14 protein-coding genes and 2 pseudogenes are annotated in these 16,477 nt (G+C 74.4%); 12 read left to right on the top strand and 4 right to left on the bottom strand.

All coding sequences use genetic code 11. The annotated features are described in order from the left end of the window. Positions 1–201 (bottom strand): annotated as a pseudogene (locus V7E46_RS22070) (hypothetical protein); the annotation flags it as partial. Further along, positions 198–1,004 (bottom strand): hypothetical protein, encoded by an 807-nt coding sequence (locus V7E46_RS22065; protein WP_333770039.1) that lies wholly within the window; start codon positions 1,002–1,004, stop codon positions 198–200. The gene V7E46_RS22065 and the pseudogene V7E46_RS22070, both read right to left, overlap by 4 nt. 220 nt (positions 1,005–1,224) lie before the next feature. Between V7E46_RS22065 and V7E46_RS22060 the strand changes: the two genes are divergently transcribed. The 8 genes from V7E46_RS22060 (at position 1,225) to V7E46_RS33960 (ending at position 7,811) form a co-directional block, all read left to right on the top strand. Continuing rightward, positions 1,225–1,959: an SAM-dependent methyltransferase gene (locus tag V7E46_RS22060; RefSeq protein WP_333770038.1), complete on the top strand. Its 735-nt coding sequence runs from the start codon at positions 1,225–1,227 to the stop codon at positions 1,957–1,959. A 72-nt stretch (positions 1,960–2,031) separates the two neighbouring features. After that, on the top strand, positions 2,032–2,760 hold the full coding sequence (locus tag V7E46_RS22055; protein ID WP_333770037.1) for a hypothetical protein: 729 nt from the start codon (positions 2,032–2,034) through the stop codon (positions 2,758–2,760). Then, a complete protein-coding gene (locus tag V7E46_RS22050; protein WP_333770036.1) occupies positions 2,757–3,437 on the top strand; it encodes a DUF4166 domain-containing protein in 681 nt (226 codons plus the stop codon). The genes V7E46_RS22055 and V7E46_RS22050 overlap by 4 nt, the downstream gene beginning before the upstream one ends. Beyond that, positions 3,434–4,087 (top strand): TetR/AcrR family transcriptional regulator, encoded by a 654-nt coding sequence (locus V7E46_RS22045; RefSeq protein ID WP_333770035.1) that lies wholly within the window; start codon positions 3,434–3,436, stop codon positions 4,085–4,087. The genes V7E46_RS22050 and V7E46_RS22045 overlap by 4 nt, the downstream gene beginning before the upstream one ends. A gap of 110 nt (positions 4,088–4,197) precedes the next feature. Next, positions 4,198–5,274 (top strand): glycoside hydrolase family 25 protein, encoded by a 1,077-nt coding sequence (locus V7E46_RS22040; protein ID WP_333770034.1) that lies wholly within the window; start codon positions 4,198–4,200, stop codon positions 5,272–5,274. A gap of 179 nt (positions 5,275–5,453) precedes the next feature. Further along, the gene (locus V7E46_RS22035; protein ID WP_333770033.1) at positions 5,454–5,903 is read left to right on the top strand and encodes a hypothetical protein; all 450 of its coding nucleotides are present in this window, start codon (positions 5,454–5,456) and stop codon (positions 5,901–5,903) included. 701 nt (positions 5,904–6,604) lie between these two features. Continuing rightward, positions 6,605–7,165, top strand: coding sequence for a hypothetical protein (locus V7E46_RS22030; protein ID WP_333770032.1), 561 nt, complete (start codon positions 6,605–6,607; stop codon positions 7,163–7,165). Between the two features lie 283 nt (positions 7,166–7,448). Continuing rightward, a complete protein-coding gene (locus tag V7E46_RS33960; protein WP_443054302.1) occupies positions 7,449–7,811 on the top strand; it encodes an STAS domain-containing protein in 363 nt (120 codons plus the stop codon). A gap of 95 nt (positions 7,812–7,906) precedes the next feature. Here V7E46_RS33960 and V7E46_RS33955 read toward each other — a convergent pair. Then, positions 7,907–8,203: pseudogene (locus V7E46_RS33955) on the bottom strand (ATP-binding protein); the annotation flags it as partial. 584 nt (positions 8,204–8,787) lie between these two features. Here V7E46_RS33955 and V7E46_RS22020 point away from each other — a divergent pair. Further along, positions 8,788–12,237 carry a glycoside hydrolase family 3 C-terminal domain-containing protein gene (locus V7E46_RS22020; protein WP_333770030.1) on the top strand — a complete coding sequence of 1,150 codons (3,450 nt, stop codon included), beginning with the start codon at positions 8,788–8,790 and terminating at the stop codon, positions 12,235–12,237. 201 nt (positions 12,238–12,438) lie between these two features. Here the strand turns inward: V7E46_RS22020 and V7E46_RS22015 are convergent, their stop codons facing one another. Further along, the gene (locus tag V7E46_RS22015; RefSeq protein WP_333770029.1) at positions 12,439–12,630 is read right to left on the bottom strand and encodes a hypothetical protein; all 192 of its coding nucleotides are present in this window, start codon (positions 12,628–12,630) and stop codon (positions 12,439–12,441) included. A 606-nt stretch (positions 12,631–13,236) separates the two neighbouring features. On the opposite strand from V7E46_RS22015, the gene V7E46_RS22010 reads away from it, so the two are divergent. The 3 genes from V7E46_RS22010 (at position 13,237) to V7E46_RS22000 (ending at position 16,443) form a co-directional block, all read left to right on the top strand. Beyond that, positions 13,237–13,398, top strand: coding sequence for an SflA family class IV lanthipeptide (locus V7E46_RS22010; protein WP_333770028.1), 162 nt, complete (start codon positions 13,237–13,239; stop codon positions 13,396–13,398). Positions 13,399–13,489: 91 nt separating this feature from the next. After that, a complete protein-coding gene (gene lanL / locus V7E46_RS22005) occupies positions 13,490–16,201 on the top strand; it encodes a class IV lanthionine synthetase LanL (protein WP_333770027.1) in 2,712 nt (903 codons plus the stop codon). Further along, the gene (locus V7E46_RS22000; protein WP_333770026.1) at positions 16,198–16,443 is read left to right on the top strand and encodes a DUF6332 family protein; all 246 of its coding nucleotides are present in this window, start codon (positions 16,198–16,200) and stop codon (positions 16,441–16,443) included. Before lanL ends, V7E46_RS22000 begins: the two co-directional genes overlap by 4 nt. Positions 16,444–16,477 lie beyond the last annotated feature (34 nt).

Genomic DNA, 16,477 nt, shown 5'->3' with positions numbered 1-16,477 from the left:
CAGGGTGGGGGCGGGATTTTGGCCGACGCGGTGGGTCAGCGGCCGGGCCGGGGGGGGGGGGGGCGGGGGCGGCGGCGCCCCGCCGCCCCCGGTGCCTGCCAGGATGACGGCGACGCCCGCGGTCACGCAGGCCACCGCGAGCACGACGAGGAGAACCGCCGTACGCCGCGGGCGGCCCGCACGGGTGGGGATACCGGTCATCGGCCGGCGGTGCCCCGCCGGCGCAGCGCGAAGCCGCCGGCGCCCAGACCGACCAGGACCGCGGCGCTGCCGCCCGCGACCATACCGGTGCCGCTGCGGCCGCCCTGGGTGGCGCCGTCCCCGGTGTCGGCGCCGCCGGACGGCATCGACGACATCTGCGAGGCGGTGAAGGCCCCGCACAGCGCCGGGTCGGTGGCCTCGGCGGGCAGCGACTTGTCGAGTTCGCTGGCGCCGAGGACGCTGTCGTACATCCCGTTGCCGTTGTAGTCGATGCCGTGCACGACCAGGACGGCCTTGCCGGACTTGAGGTTCGCGGCGACGCCGTCGCTGACCTCCACGGTCCGGTGGTAGGAGACGGTCGAACCGGCGGGGAAGCGGTCCACGGCCAGCGCGCTCTTGTCGGTCGTGTCGCCGCTGGTGGTCAGCGAGGTGCCGATCATGCCGTAGTCCTTCATGGCGTCGGCGACATTGATCGAGGGGTGGCCGTTGTGGTCCACGGCCTCCGACGGCTTGGGACAGACGCCGCCGCCGTCGACGTGGATGTGCATCGCGTGCGGCGACTTGCCGCCCACCAGCCCGGACGCGGTCACGGTGATCTTCGCGGTGTTGCCGGACAGCTGCACCATGGCCTTGCCCTGCCCGGTGACGTGATTGGCCGTCACCGGATCCAGCGACGCCTGATACGTCGTCCACGCGACCTCGGTGTCCCCCGGCGCCGCCGCCCACCCGGCCGCGGGCACCGCGAGCGGCGCCGCCGCGACCGCCACCACTGCCAGAACCCGTCCTGATGTCGAACGCATCATGTCCAGCCTTTCCTTGCGGATACCACCGCCGGTCGGCCGACGGCCGGCCCGGCAGCGGGAGAAGACCTCTCCACCCCCTCCTTCGGAGCGCCCGACCGTCCGGATTGGTACGCATGCGCGAATCCCGTACGCGTGAACGCCCCGCGCCGGCACCGCGGTACGGCCCGGCGGGGGCGTAAAACCAGGTGCGGACGCCGAGGGCCGTTGACAGGCTGCGCCGATGAATCGCGAAGAGATCTCCGCAATCGCCCACGCCGATCACCCGATCAAGGCCCCGCTCGACGACGACGCCGTGCGCCGGCTGCTGGACAAAGGCCTCCCGCGCGGCGACGAACGCGTGCTCGACCTCGGCTGCGGCAGCGGCGAGTGGCTGCTGCGCGCCCTGGCCGCCGACGGGGACGTCCACGCCGAGGGCGTCGACATCTCCGCCGGGGACCTGTCACGGGCCCGGGAGGCGGCCGTCCGCGCCGGGGTCGGGAAACGCCTGGTCCTGCACGAGCAGGACGCCGCGGACTTCGTGTCCCCGCAGCCGTTCGACCTGGTGCTCAGCGTCGGCGCCGCGCACGCCTTCGGCGGGCTGCTCCCCGTCCTCGCGGCGGCCCGCACCCACCTCGCACCCGGCGGCCGGGTCCTGATCGGCGACGGCTTCTGGGACCGCACGCCCTCCCCCGAGGCCGTCGGGATGCTCGGCGACTTCGCGGGCCTGGCCACCACCGTGGACCTGGTCGCCGCCGACGGATGGACCCCGGTCCACGGCCACATCAGCACCCGCCGCGAGCTGGACGACTACGAATGGTCCTGCTGGGGCACCCTGGCCGGCTGGGCGCTCGACCGCCCCGAGGACCCGGACAGCGCCGGCGTCCTGGCCACCGCCGCGACCCGGCGCTCCGAATGGCTGCACTCCTACCGCGACAGCTTCGGCTTCATCACCCTGCTGCTGCGCCGCACCCCCTGACTCCCGCGCCCGCACGCCCCGTTGGTACGCTCGGATTTGAGCAGTCGCTCAAATCGAGGGCGGGGGGCGGCGATGGGCCTGTACGTCGAGGCACTGGTGCGTGCCGGGGTGGACACCGTGTGGGACCGCACGCAGCAGCCGGCGCAGCACCGCCGCTGGGACCTGCGGTTCACCGGCATCGCCTACCTGCCGTGCGCACCGGGGGAGCCGCAGCGCTTCCGGTACGCCACCCGCGTCCTGCCGTTCCTGACGGTCGCCGGTGTCGGGGTCGCCGCGGGGGAGCGGCACCGCCCGGACGGCACCCGCACCTCCGCCCTCCGCTTCTCCTCGCCCCACCCGCTCTCCCTCATCGAGGAAGGGCGCGGCTACTGGCGCTACGTCCCGACGGGGGACGGCGTCCGCTTCCTGACCGGCTACGACTACCGGCCGCGCTGGGGCCGCTTCGGGCGGCTGGCCGACCGCCTCGTCCTGCGGCCCGCCATGGGCTGGGCCACCGCCTGGTCCTTCGACCGGCTGCGGCTGTGGTGCGAACGCGGCATCCCGCCCGAGCGGTCGCTGCGCCACGCCCTCGGCGAGTGCGCCGTCCGCCTCGGCGCCCTCGCCGCGGCCGTCGCCCTGGCCCTCGCTCCGGCACCTGTCCCGGCCCGCGCGGCCTGCCTCGCCGCCGCGGCGCTCGCGCTGCTGCTGCCGCCGCTGCCGGTCACTCCGGCCGCCCGGCGCTGCCTGCGCCGCCCGCCCGCGGGCGCCGTCTCCGCACCACCCGCCCTGCTCGCCGGCCTCGCCGCCCCGGAGGCGTCATGACCTCGATCTTCCAGCGCGGCCTCGGCGCCGACTTCGACCGGCTCCACCCGCAGATCCGGCGGCGCTTCTCCATCGGGCTCGACAGCGCCCAGGCCTGTGTCGGCCGCGGCACGATGGACCGCGTCTGGCACGGCCGCAGCTTCGTACGGCCCTTCCTCGCGCTCGGCGGCAGCCGCAACATCCTCCTCCCGCGGGCCGGCCGCGACGTCCCGTTCACCATCGAGAACGTCCCCTACGAGGACTCCTACGGCCGGGAGACCGTCACGTTCGTGCGGACCTTCGGTTTCCCGGGGCGCGACCTGCGGTTCGACGCGACGATGGTCTACAGCGCCGAGCGCGGCTGCGTCGTGGACTACCTCGGCACCCACCAGCACCTCGCCACCGACCTGCGGCTCGCGGTGGGCGCCGGCGGGGCGCTGCTGATCCGCTCGGGGCAGCACCGCTTCCGCGAAGGGCCGGTCGACGTCCGGGTCCCCGACCTGATCGGGGGTGACGCGCTGGTGCGTGAGTCGTACGACGACACGGCGCGGTGCTTCCGGATCGAGGTGTCCGTCACCAACCGGCGCTTCGGACCGCTCTTCGGCTATGGCGGCTCCTTCACGGCCGACTTCGTCGACGCGGCGGAACACGGCGTGCGCGACGGTCTGCGGCCGGTGCGCGAAGAGGCGAGGCCGTGAGCGCGGACACCCGGACGAAGCTGCTGGCCGGGGCGCTCGCCACCCTCACCGGCCAGGGCATCGCCAAGGCCTCCGCACGGAGCATCGCCGCTGCCGCCGGGGTCAACCAGGCGCTGGTCTTCTACCACTTCGGCAGCGTCGACGAACTGCTGTCCGCCGCCTGCCGCTACGGCGCCGAGCAGCGCGTGGCCGTCTACCGGGAGCGGCTCGGCGCCGTCCGCAGCCTGGGCGAACTCCTGGACCTGGGCCGCGAGATGCACACCGCGGAGCGCGCGAGCGGGAACGTCGCCGTCCTCGCCCAGCTGCTGGCCGGAGCCCAGACGCAGCCGCGGCTCGCCCCGGCCACCGCGGCGGGCCTCGCGCTGTGGACCGACGAGATCGAGACGGTGCTTGAGCGCGTGCTGGCGGACACGCCGGTCGCCGGCTTCCTGGACGTGGCAGGGCTGGCCCGCGCGGTCGCCTCGGCTTTCGTCGGCCTCGAACTCTACGAGGGCGTGGACCCGGAGGGCGCCGGCCGCGCCCTGGACGCCCTGGACCAGCTGTCCGCACTGGTGAACGTGCTGGATGAGCTGGGCCCGGTCGCCCAGCGAGCGGTACGCGCCCGCCTGCGGCGCTCCGCCCGCCGCCCGCCCGTGCGGGACCGGCCCTGAGCGGCCCGGGACGGGGTGGGCGCGCCGGTGAAGTGTTGTCATGAACGCGCGTAGATGTGGGTAGCGACGACAGGTCCGTACGTAGATCCCCGGAGATGCGAGGAAGACCTGTGCGCAGAAGAACGCTGATACGCGGGCTGGCCGTGGCGACGCTCACACCCGCCGCCGGCGCGCTCGCCGCGAGGACGGCCGCGGCGGCCTCCGACACGTACGGCATCGACATCGCGACCTCGCAGTCCGGCATCGACCTGGGCCTCGCCGCCGCGCAGGGCCAGCGGTTCGCCATCGTCAAGGCGGGCGGCTGCCAGCTCAGCGGAGGACCGTACGTCAGCCCCTACTACACCGCGCAGGTGGACCGTGCCCGCGCGGCCGGGCTGCGGGTCGGCCACTACTGGCTGTCCGGCGACTTCCAGGCCCCGGCCGACGCGGCGAACTACTTCGTCGACCACCTGCACGACTACCGCCAGGGCGACGTGCTCGCGCTCGACGACGAGGTGCTGGACGACTCCGCGTACCTGTGGAACGACTCCCAGGTCGCCGCCTGGTTCCGGCAGGTGCAGAGCCGGGTCGGCACCGCCGTGCCGTGGTTCTACATCGGCGCCGCCAACCTGCGGGCCGGGAACTGGCCTCAGACCATCGCCACCGGGGCCAAGCTGTGGGTCGCCGCCTACGGCTCCAACAACGGCACCCGGCAGGGCGATCCCGAACTGGGCGGCAAATACCCGGACTGGGCCGTCCACCAGTACAGCTCGGTCGGATCGGTCGGCGGAAGCGCGAAGGTGGACCACGACTACGCCAGGGGTTCGGCGTTCGACCTGGTCGCCCCGGGCAGCGGTGGCGGAGGAGGGGGCGGCACCGGCGGCCTGCCCAAGACCACCACCGAGCAGGACGGCGTGCCAGGACCCGTCTTCTGGAGCCGGGCGCAGAAGTGGCTGTCGATCCAGTCGGGTTACACCGGCCCCATCGACGGGGACCCCGGGGTGAACACCTACGCGGCCCTCCAGCGCAACATGCGGGACCACTACGGCTACACCGGCCCGATCGACGGGGTGCCCGGCGTCAACACGTACAAGGCGTGGCAGCGCCAGGCCGCCCAATGGGGCTACACCGGACCGGTCGACGGCGTGATGGGGCCCAACAGCTGGCGCGGGGCGGCACGTTTCCTCAACCAGGACGCCTGGAACTGACCCCGGCGCCAAGGCGCGTGCTCCACCGGACCGGCCGGCGTCCGTGCGCGAAGTGCGCGCGGACGCCGGCCGTTGCGCGTCCCCGAGGGGCGCCCGTCAGTCCCGGGGCTTTGCCGGTGTGCGGTGTGCGGTGCGCGGGGGCGGGCAGGCGAGCCGGGGAGAAAAGGGGGGACGCAGCCATGGCGACCTCGGGGATGACGGAGCTGGCGCACGCCTCGACGCCGGACAGCCCGTCCGGCTGGGCCTGGGCGGGCGCCATCCTCGCATGCTACCTGCTCGTGCGATTCCTGCTCGTCTACGCCGCCAACCGCCGCGCCGGCGTCGAGCGGCCCGCCCACCAGGTGTGGGCGGACATCCGCGACTCGCCCCGCCATGCGCGGCAGCGGCGGACGATGTCCCAGTTCCTGGCAGGGCGCGCGGTCCTCGTCGTGGGCACGGCGCTGCTCATACCGGTCGCTCTCATCCCGGCGAAGCCGGCGCGGCTCGCGATCCTCGCTGTCGCGGTCCCCGTGGTGGTGGCCGCGATCGCCTACGCCGACTACCGCACCAGCTCACGCCGGAAGCGCCGCACGCCGTCCGACAGCGAGCCGGACCCCGTGGACCAGGAACCGGAGCGGCGGCCCGTCTGACGGTGGCGTGTTCAGGGCGCCGGCGGACCCTGGCCGATGGCGCAAACGGCGAGTGCGGCGCGCTGCCTTTCGGACGGCCCTGGGGGAGCCGCGTCCTGCGGGTTTCCCGGCGCTTCGGGCCGCGCGCGGCCGCGACCCCGGCCATACGGGCGCTGCGTCGCTCCCGGTGGCGGTGCCGGTGCCCGCCGCCCTGCGGGGACAGAGCGGGGGACGCGCGGGCGGCAGCAGGTCGGCCGGCTTTGGCCGGCAGCCGCCGCGGGAGGCCGACGGGACCGGCCAGAGTCCCGTGCGGTGCCATCCGGTCATTTCTCCGAGGGCGAGTTGACGGCGGCACGGCACCCCTGGATGCTGAGTGCGCAACACCGAATTGTCAGACATTTCCACCGCTTTGACGGCGGGAGAGCCGTCCCGCGGTGAGCACGGCCGCACAGCCCAGCCCCATACGGGACACCTGCGGAGGCCGCGGACACATGTCCGGCCGCCGCCGGGCCACGGCGCATCACGCACGCCTCAAGAGCGGCCGGCCCCGTGCCGCCGTACGCACGGCACGGCGCACGCCGGCCACGCAGGCCGCGTCGGCACACGCGAACACCACGAGCAGCAACCACACCGCACGCCCGGACAGCCGGTCCCGTTCCGGACGTGCACCCACCTGTCCACGCACCGCCCCGGGTTCCGCCCGTCACGACCGAGGAGACACGATGACCCGAGCAGAGAACCGACCGCGATCCGGCCGCCGCGCCGCGCGGATGCTGGCCGGAGCGGCCCTGGCAGTCGCGACCACACTGGCCGCCGCCGGCGCCGCCGGTGCCACCACCCCGCACGCGTCCGCCGCGGGAAGCGCTCTGCCGCGCCTGTCCGCACCCGGCGCGGTCTCTCCCGCCCTGACGTCGGTCAGCTTCACCCATGTGTCGACGACCGCGCCGTACGCGTCCATCACCTGCACGCTCACCGCCAACACCCCGCTGCGCTATTACGGGGGCGCCTACCCGGGCGGCGGCGTGGAGGCGATCGGCAGCGTCCAGTGCACCAACGTCGTCAACACCATCGCCGTCCAGGTCGCACTGGCGAAGAACAACTCCGTGGTCGCCGTGAGCACGGTCCGCTACACCTACAGCACCACCCAGGGCGGCCAGACCACCGACGTGGCGCACGGCGCGGCCACGTACGTCACCGCCGCGGTCGCCGGCGTCACCTTCCCTGACGGGTACTACTGGGCGAGCCCGGAGGCGGACAGCGCCAGCATCTACATCTCCTCCTGAGCGCCCTCCCGGGGGGGGGGGGGGGGGGGGCCCCCCCCCGGGCGCCGGGGGGGGGGGGCGCCCCCCCCCCCACCCCCACAACCNCCCCCCCCCCCCCCCCCCCCCCCCCCCCCCCCCCCCCCCCCCCCCCCCCGGGAGCGGACGTCACCGAGGACACGACCGAAAACCGGCCGCCAGTGATCGCCGTCTTCCAGACGGGATCTGATCTTTACCGTTCAAACCTCCTGCTACCCACTGCTGTCATGACAGGCTTAACCGACAACAGTTCGACTCAGGAGTGCCCATGGACTCATCCGCCGATGCCGCTCACCAAGGCGGACCGCCGCTGTCGGTCACCTGTGCCCTGGGATCTCCCAGCGTGGTCACGGTGGCCGGGGAGGCCGACCTCGACGGCGCCGGATCGCTGCGCGACGCGGTGGACCGCGCGCTCGGTCACCATCCCCACCTGGTCTTCGACCTGGCCGGTGTGACCTTCGCCGACTCGACCTTCCTCAATGTGCTGGTCCAGGCCCGCCAGACCGCCCTGGACCAGGAGGGAAGCGTGCGCCTGCTGGCACCGAGCCCCACCGTCCACCACCTCCTGGACCTGACGGGGGCGCTCGCGCTGTTCCCGGTGATCACCGCGGAGCAGCTCAAGCAGTCCTGACGGGCGGCCGGCGCACCGGCGTGGCGGTGGCCGGCGGGCACGGGCGCCGGCACGGTCGTGGCGTCCGCCGCCGCGAGGTCGGCCCACACGCGCTTGCCGCCGGGGCTGGGCACCACGCCCCACGCCTCGGTCAGGCGCTCCACGATCAGCAGCCCCCACCCGCCCGCGGCACGCGGGCGGGGCGTGGGCCGCACCCGCGAGTCGTCGCTGACCATGATCCGCAGACGGCGCGCGTCGAACACCAGCGACAGCCCCACCAGGCCGCCCGCGTGCCGCAGCGCGTTCGTCACGAGTTCCGACACCACCAGGGCGACCGCCGCGTCGTCGGGGCGCCAGCGCGTCGGCCAGGCGAAACCCGCCACCTGCTCCTTGGCCCAGCCGCGGGCCCGCATCACCTCGCCCGGCCCGGCCGACACCACAAGGAACTGCTCAGTCATCACCGATCATCGCCCGTCCACCGCGCCTTCCACCGCACCTGCCGGACACCGACGCGGGACGACGGGCCCGGCTCATGATGGTGGTTCGCCTGCCCCCTATGGCGTGAGCCACCACTACACAGGGGGTCGGGTTCGTCACGGCGGACCGGCCCGGGCCTCCGTGTCCCCGCCACGCCGCCCGGTGAGGGATGCCGGGCCGGGTGCAGCCGCGCCCGACCGGCCGTTCTGCCACGGCGCCGCCGAGTGTGCCGAACAGCGAAACGGAAGCTCGCGCCAGCTGTTTTAAGGCGTGAAAGAAGCTGTCGGGATCCTTGACACGGGGACGCGCGTGGGCGAGTCTCATCTCCGTTGGAGAGCGCTCTCCGTCGTTTATGTCCGTCGAGCGGAGCCACACCCGCAACCGTTGGCCCGGCAGGCTCCCCGGCCGGATACCCCCCACCCAGGCCCGCGCCCGGACAGCTCCTGCGGTCCGGCCCGGGCTCCCGGTGACCCGGTGGTCGCGCAAGGACGCCGTGTCGCCAGAAACGGAGCGCGCACGTATGAACGCACCGCCCCGCCCAGAAGAGCGGCTCCGGTCGCACCGGCGTCGCGCGAAGGCCCGCGGCCGCACGCTGGGAGTCGCGCTGACGGCGCTGGCCCTGCTGCTAGGCAGCGGCGCCGTCGCCGTCACCGAGCGGGCCGCCGCGGCCGCCGACCAGCCCTGGATGAACACCGCGCAGACCCCGGCGGACCGCGCCACCGAGCTGCTGGCCGCGATGACCCAGGCTGAGAAACTGGCGATGATGCACGGCGGCCAGGCGTGCGGCTACGTCGGCTGTGTCGACGGCAACTCCCGGCTCGGCATCCCGCCGCTGCACCTCCAGGACGGTCCGGTCGGGGCGGGGGACGGCTTCACCAACGTCACCCAGCTGCCGGCGCCGGTCGCGGGCGCGGCGAGCTGGGACACCTCGCTGATGAACCAGTACGGCCAGGTGCTCGGCTCCGAGCAGTGGGGCAAGGGCACCAACGTGGTGCTGGCCCCGACCATCAACATCGTGCGCGACCCGCAATGGGGCCGGGCGTTCGAGTCCTTCGGCGAAGACCCCTACCTCGCCGGTCAGATGGGCGCCGCCGACATCCAGGGCATCCAGAGCCAGGGACCGATGGCGCAGGTCAAGCACTATGCCGTCTACAACCAGGAGACCAACCGCAACAACATCACCGACAACGCGGTCGTCTCCGACCGGACCGAGCGGGAAATCTACCTGCCGGCGTTCGAGACGTCGGTGAAGCAGGGTGGCGCCGACTCGGCGATGTGCTCCTACTCGGCCGTCAACGGCGCCTTCGCCTGTGAGAACGGACCGCTGCAGAAGACCGCGCTCAAGGGCGACATGGGCTTCAACGGCTTCATCACCTCCGACTGGGGCGCCACCCACTCCACCGTCGCGTCGGCGAACAACGGCCTGGACATGGAGATGCCCGGCAGCGACTACTACGGCGCGGCGCTGACCACCGCGGTCGGCAACGGCCAGGTGTCGCAGGCGACGATCGACGACCACGTCCGCCGGATCCTGACCTCGATGTTCAAGGCGGGCCTCTTCGACCACGCGCAGACCGGCACCACCGGCTCGGTGGTGACCAGCACCGCCCACAACACCACCGCGAAGCAGGTCGCGCAGGAGGGGTCGGTACTGCTGAAGAACACCGGCGCCATCCTGCCGGTCGCCGCCGGCACGAGCTCGATCGCCGTCATCGGCGACGACGCCGGCACCGACGCGATGTCCCAGGGCGGCGGCAGCGCGGCGGTCAACGGCCCGTACCTGGTCACCCCGTACCAGGGCATCAAGAGCCGGGCCGGCAGCGGCGTCAGCGTCTCCTACTCCCAGGGCACCGCGTCCTCCAGCGGGGCGCTCCCGCCGGTGGACAGCGCGTACCTGACACCGAGTTCGGGTACGGGCGCCGGCCTGACCGCGTCGTACTACAACAACACCGGGCTGACCGGCACCCCGGTCCTGACCCGCAACGAGTCCACCGTCGACGACGTGTGGGGCGGCGCGTCGCCCGGCCCCGGGGTCAACGCCACCGACTGGTCGGCCAAGTGGACCGGCACCCTGCACCCGCCGGTCTCCGGCACCTACCAGCTCTCGCTGACCAGCGACGACGGCTCCCGGGTCTACGTCAACGGGCAGCTGATCGTCAACAACTGGGCGAACCAGTCCAGCACCACCCGCACCGGCAGCGTGACGCTGACCGCCGGGCAGGCCGCCACCGTCGAGGTCGACTACTACAACGGCGGCGGCGCCAGCAACGCCACCTTCGGCTGGAGCATCCCCGGCCAGACCCTCCACGACCAGGCGGTCGCCGCGGCGCGGGCGGCCAAGGTGGCCGTCGTGTTCGTCTCGAACTTCGAGTCCGAGGGCGGCGACCTGAACGGGATCGACCTGTCGGCCGCGCAGAACACGCTGGTCGCCGACGTCGCCGCGGCGAACCCCGACACGGTCGTCGTGGTCAACAGCGGCTCGGCGGTCACCATGCCGTGGGTCAGCGCAGTCAAGGGTGTCGTCGAGGCGTGGTATCCGGGCCAGGAGGACGGCAACGCCATCGCGTCACTGCTGTTCGGCGACACGAACTTCAGCGGCAAGCTCCCGGTCACCTTCCCGACCGCGCTGTCGCAGGGGCCGACCCACTCCACCGCCCAGTGGCCGGGCCAGAACGGCCAGGTGCAGTATTCCGAGGGCCTCAAGGTCGGTTACCGCTGGTACGACAGCCAGAACCTCACACCGCTGTTCCCGTTCGGCTTCGGCCTGTCGTACACCACGTTCAGCTACGCGAACCTGTCGGTCGGCCAGCCGGACGCGAACGGCAGCGTCGCGGTCGGCTTCGACGTCACCAACAGCGGCTCGCGCGCCGGGGCCGAGGTTCCGCAGGTGTACGTCGGCCAGCCCGGCTCGGTCGGCGAGCCGCCGAAGAACCTGCGCGGCTTCACCCGGATCAACCTCAACGCCGGCCAGACCCAGCACGTGGCGATCACCCTGGACGCGCGCAGCTTCCAGTTCTGGAACAACGGCTGGACCAACGCGGCCGGCACCAACACCGTCTACGTCGGCTCCTCGTCGCGCGACATCCGGCTCACCGGCACCACCACGGTCGCCGGCGGCAGCACGGGCGGCGGCACCACGCAGACGGCCCTGCCCCGTACCGGCTGGACGGCGACCGCGTCGTCCACCGGCGGCGGTGACGTCCCGGCGAACATGCTCGACGGCAACGCCGGCACCCGGTGGAGCAGCGGGGCGCCGATGGCGAACGGCCAGTCGTTCACCCTCGACATGGGCGCGGCCAAGAGCATCGACCAGGTCGTCATGGACTCGGCGGGCAGCGCGAGCGACTACGCCCGCGGCTATCAGGTGTTCACCTCAGCCGACGGTACGAATTTCGGCACCGCGGTGGCGACCGGCACCGGTAGCGCCGCTCAGGTGACGGCGACGTTCCCGGCTACCACGGCCCGGTACGTCAAGGTCGTCCAGACCGGCACCTCGACCAGCTGGTGGTCGATCGCCGAGCTGAACGTGTTCACCGACGGCAGCACCGGTACCGGCGGCACGGGCGGCACGGGCGCGGTCCTGCCCCGTACCGGCTGGACGGCGACCGCGTCGTCCACCGGCGGCGGTGACGTCCCGGCGAACATGCTCGACGGCAACGCCGGCACCCGGTGGAGCAGCGGCGTACCGATGGCGAACGGCCAGTCGTTCACCCTCGACCTGGGCGCGGCGAAGACCTTCTCCAAGCTCGTCATGGACTCGGGCGGCAGCGCGAGCGACTACGCCCGCGGCTATCAGGTGTTCACCTCGGCCGACGGTACGAATTTCGGCACCGCGGTGGCGACCGGCACCGGTAGCGGCGCCCAGGTGACGGCGACGTTCCCGGCTACCACGGCCCGGTACGTCAAGGTCGTCCAGACCGGCACCTCGACCAGCTGGTGGTCGATCACGGAGGCCAACCTCTACAACTGACCACTCCTCGCAACACCAGGCGGCCCGGTCCCACCCCGTCCGGGCCGCCTGCCCGCGTCCGTCGGCCCCGGACCCGGCACCGCCGGGCGGCGCGGAGGGCCGGAGCGGGAGCACCGGGCGCAGCCGAGCCGGTGACGCCGGCTGATGCGCTGGAGCCGAGTGCCGGGCAACTGCCGGTCGGACCGTGCGCGTCGATGACGTTCAGCCGACCACGGTCACCGTCGTGGGGCGGACGGCAGCGGCCATGCCGGGGATGTACGTCGTGCAGCTCCAGCCGGTGCAGGTGAGGGTGCCGAGCGCGGCGTGCGCGGGGGAGGGGACGAGGGCGACGCCGCTCAGCGCGAGTGCGGCGCAGCGCGATCGGATGCACCCCGTCCGGCACGCGAGCCCCACCCGTTACACCCTCGGCGGCGAGAACCGGACACCCTGCGTGCGAACCCGCGCTGCGGGCGTTGCGTGTGATGCCGCTGAAGCCGTCCGCGCCGCGGCTGCGGACGTGGCGCCGGGAGGATCGCGGCATCGTCGGCGCCATGGCGGGAATGCCCCTGGGCGCCGGGCGGTGTTCCGTCATCCGGCGCGGGCCGGACGGGGCGGCTGGTGGGGCGCCCGGCCGCCCCAGGGGGGGCGAGGACGGCCGGGCGCGGCCAGGCGGTCGCTGCCGCCGGTCCCCGAGGGGACATTGGCACCCTAGGGGGCCAACAGTCCGCGTGCCCGCGCCCGGCGGGGCTACACCTCCTGAGGTGCCGGCGAATGCCACGGCGCCGCGGTGGGTGCCGTTCTGCCTGGTCAGGGCCGACCGCTCCGGGACGAAGGGCAGCGGCGGCCCGACGCCGCACCCGGGGTCCGGGACTGAACGCGGCGCCCGGGACGGGACCGGGCCGCAGGCGGTGGCCGGTTCACCCTCCTTGCCCGCGCGGCCGCCGGTGACGAAACTGGCAGGAACATGACGACCCGGTGCGCCGGGCCGTCCCCGCCCTTCTTCGTACGGAAAGGACCGCCATGAGCTCCCTGGCACTGCAGATCCGCGACGCCGGCCCACTCGACGTGGCCGTGGAGGAAGAAGAGATCCCGTTCGAGGACCAGACCGACCCGGGCCGCGGTATCGAGGCGTGTCTGCCCGAGCCGTGGCCGACGGCGACGACCCGCGTCGCCTGCGACTAGAGGAGAACCGGACATGGCGGCCGGGACGGCCCCGGCCGACGCGGACGGGTCCGGGGCGCGCCCCTCAAGGCCGCACCGCACGGGCCCGTCCGTGTCCGGCCTGCCGGGCGCCGCGGCGCACCGGCCCAGCGGCCCCGGCCCCGAAAGCGGCCTGGAGGAGCGGCTCGCCGCGCTGCTCGCCGGCCGCGGGCGGCGCCTCGTCGCCGACGACCAGTGGCTCTGCCTGTTCGCCGCCGACCCCCGGTCGGGTGAACTCCCGCTCCACGGATGGAAGCTGCACATCTCCGCCCGCGCCGACGAACTGGCACACGTGGCGGACCTGGTCGTCCCCGTGCTGCTGCGGTACGCCTGCGACGCCAAGTTCGCCCGCGACGCCGCGGTGCTGCACGCGATGAACAGCGGGGCGCGGGACTCCGCGCTGGTGGGCAAGGCGGTCACCGTCTATCCGCGCCCGCAGGACGTGACGGCGCTCGGCGCCGAACTCGCCGGCCTGCTGAGCGGCCGGTCGGGGCCCCGGGTGCTCAGCGACCGCCGGATCCGGCCCGACGCCCCCGTCTACTACCGCTACGGCCCGTTCCGGGCCGAGGGCGCCGACGACGCCGCGCTCACCATGACCGGCCCCGACGGGGCGCGCTTCCCCGGGCGCGCGGGCACCCGGTACCGCCAGCCGCCGTGGGCCGCCGACCCGTTCCGCGCGGCCGTGCCGTCCGCGGGCCGTACCGGCCGCCTGATCGGCGGGCGCTACCGCCTCACCACGGGCATCGCCCGCTCCCCGCACGGCGACGTCTACCGCGCCGCGGACACAGCGGCCGGCGGCAGCCGCGTGGTCGTCAAGCAGGCCAGGGCCCACGCCGGCGAGGACCCCGACGGCGTCGACGCCCGCGGGCGCCTGCGCCACGAGCACGCCGTCCTGGCGGCCCTGTCCGGCGTCGAGGGCGTCCCCCGGGTCCTGGACCACCTCCGGCACGGCGACGACGAGTACCTGGTCACCACCGACTGCGGCCCCCGCGACCTGCGCCGTGACGTACTCGCCCACGGCCCGTACGAGCCGAGTGCCGCGGGCGGGACCGCGACCGGCCGCGGAATCGCCGCGCTGGCACGCCGCCTGCTGGCCGTGCTCGACGGTGTCCACGCCCGCGGCGTCGTCGTGGGCGACCTCAAGCCGTCCAACGTGGTGCTGGGCGGGGACGGCACCGCGTACCTGGTCGACTTCGGCGTCAGCGCCCTGCACGGCGACCGGCCGGCCGGCGCGACGCCGGGCTACTCGATGCCGGCCTACCGCGCCGGCGGGCCGCCCGGCCCGGGCGACGACCTCTACGCGCTCGGCGCGACCCTGCACTTCGCGCTGACCGGCATGGACCCGGTGGTCGTCGACCGGGACGACGCCGTCAACCGCGACCGCACCCTGGCCTGTCTCGCCGCGGCGCTCCCGGGCGCCACGCACCGGACGGCACGTGAGCTCGTCGCCGGGCTCCTGGACCCCGAGCCCGTACGACGCGCCGCCTGCGCACGGCAGTGGCGCGCGCCGCAGTCACGGGCGGCCTCCGGGCGCCGGCTCCCGTCGCCGCCGAGGATCACCCGCGGCCTGCTGGACGACCTGATCGCGCACACCGCCACGACCTGCGCGACCGCCGCCGCCGAACTGCCCGCGGACCCGCGGTCACGGCACGGGCGGCAGGGCTTCGGGCTGACGCTCTACGACGGCGCGGCGGGCGCGGGCCTGGAACTGCTGCACCACATGGAACACCCGGGCGTACGCGAGGCCGTGACCGGCCTCGCCCACCGGACCGCCCGCCATCCCGCCCTGCCGGCACTGACCGCCGCACTCCACATCGGCCGTACCGGCGTCGACCTCTTCCTGGACTCCGCCGCCGCGCTGACCGGCGCCCCCGAGGGGTACGTCCCCCCGCCGAGCCCGCGCCCGTACGACGACACCGGCGACCAGATCGGCGGCGCGGCGGGCGCCGGGACCGGACTGCTGGCGCTTGCCCGACGCGCCGACGCGGCCGGCCGCGAGGAGGAGGCCGGCGCGCGGCTCGCCGCGGCGGGGGAGTGCGTCCGCTCGCTGCTGGCCGCCGAGGGCGGGCGGGAGCGCGCGGAACCGCAGAAGTCGGCGGCGGCGTCCGAGGCGGCGTTCGCGTTCGGCTTCGCCCACGGCCGGGCGGGCGTCGTCCACTTCCTGCACGCCTACCACCGCTTCACCGGCGACCCGGCCGCCGGGGCGGCGGCACGTCGGGGCCTGGCCGGACTCGTCGCGCACACACCGCGGTTGCTGGCGCTGGCGGCCCGCCCCGAGGCACACCGCCGCTACGGGTCCTGGTGCCGCGGACTCGCCGGGATCGGCACCCTGCTGATCGAGCTGGGCGGCCACGAGGACGACCCGCGGACGGCGGACCTGGGAGTGCGGTGCGCCTGGGCCTGCCGGGATCTCGCGCCCCGGATGAGCCCGGTCTCCCAGTGCTGCGGACTGTCGGGCGTCGGCGAACTGCTCATCGACGCGGCGGCGCTCACCGGCGACGACCGGCTGAGCCGCGCCGCCGAGGACGTGGCGGCCCTGATCCTGACCCGCAGCGGCGGCACCCTGCGCCGTCCGCTGTTCCCCGACAACACCCTGGCCGCCCCGGCGCCGGGCTGGGCGACCGGCAGCGCGGGCGTGCTGTCCTTCCTGCGCCGCCTGCGCGACGCGGGCGGCCCCCGTCTGTGGACCGACTCCGCGGCGCCCGCGCGCGAGCCGGAAGGTGTGCCGCGGCAGCCCGGTCGCAGGGTTCCCCCTCGCGGCCCGGATGCCATGCTTGAGCCATGAGGACACGGCACAGAAGCCAGGCCGAGCGGGACGAGACCACCGTCGGGATCGGCTACGCGCTGCTCAGCGCGTGCTTCCTCGGCGTCGTCGTGTTCGCGGCGATCGCCGGCCCCGCCGCCGTCTGGCACCTTCCGCACGCTGTCGGCAGGTTCTTGCAGGTCACGGGCGCTTCGGTCGCCGCGATCCTCGCAGCGGTCCGCATCGTTCACGTCCTGCGGCGCCACGCGGCCCTGCGCGGCTGACACGCCTGCGCCGCTGACACCCCCGCGACAGCGC

It is taken from the genome of Streptomyces sp. IBSBF 2435 (assembly GCF_036815005.1).
Classification (GTDB): domain Bacteria; phylum Actinomycetota; class Actinomycetes; order Streptomycetales; family Streptomycetaceae; genus Actinacidiphila.
Note: the sequence above shows the minus strand (reverse complement) of the source record. Positions and strands in the feature narration are given on the sequence as shown.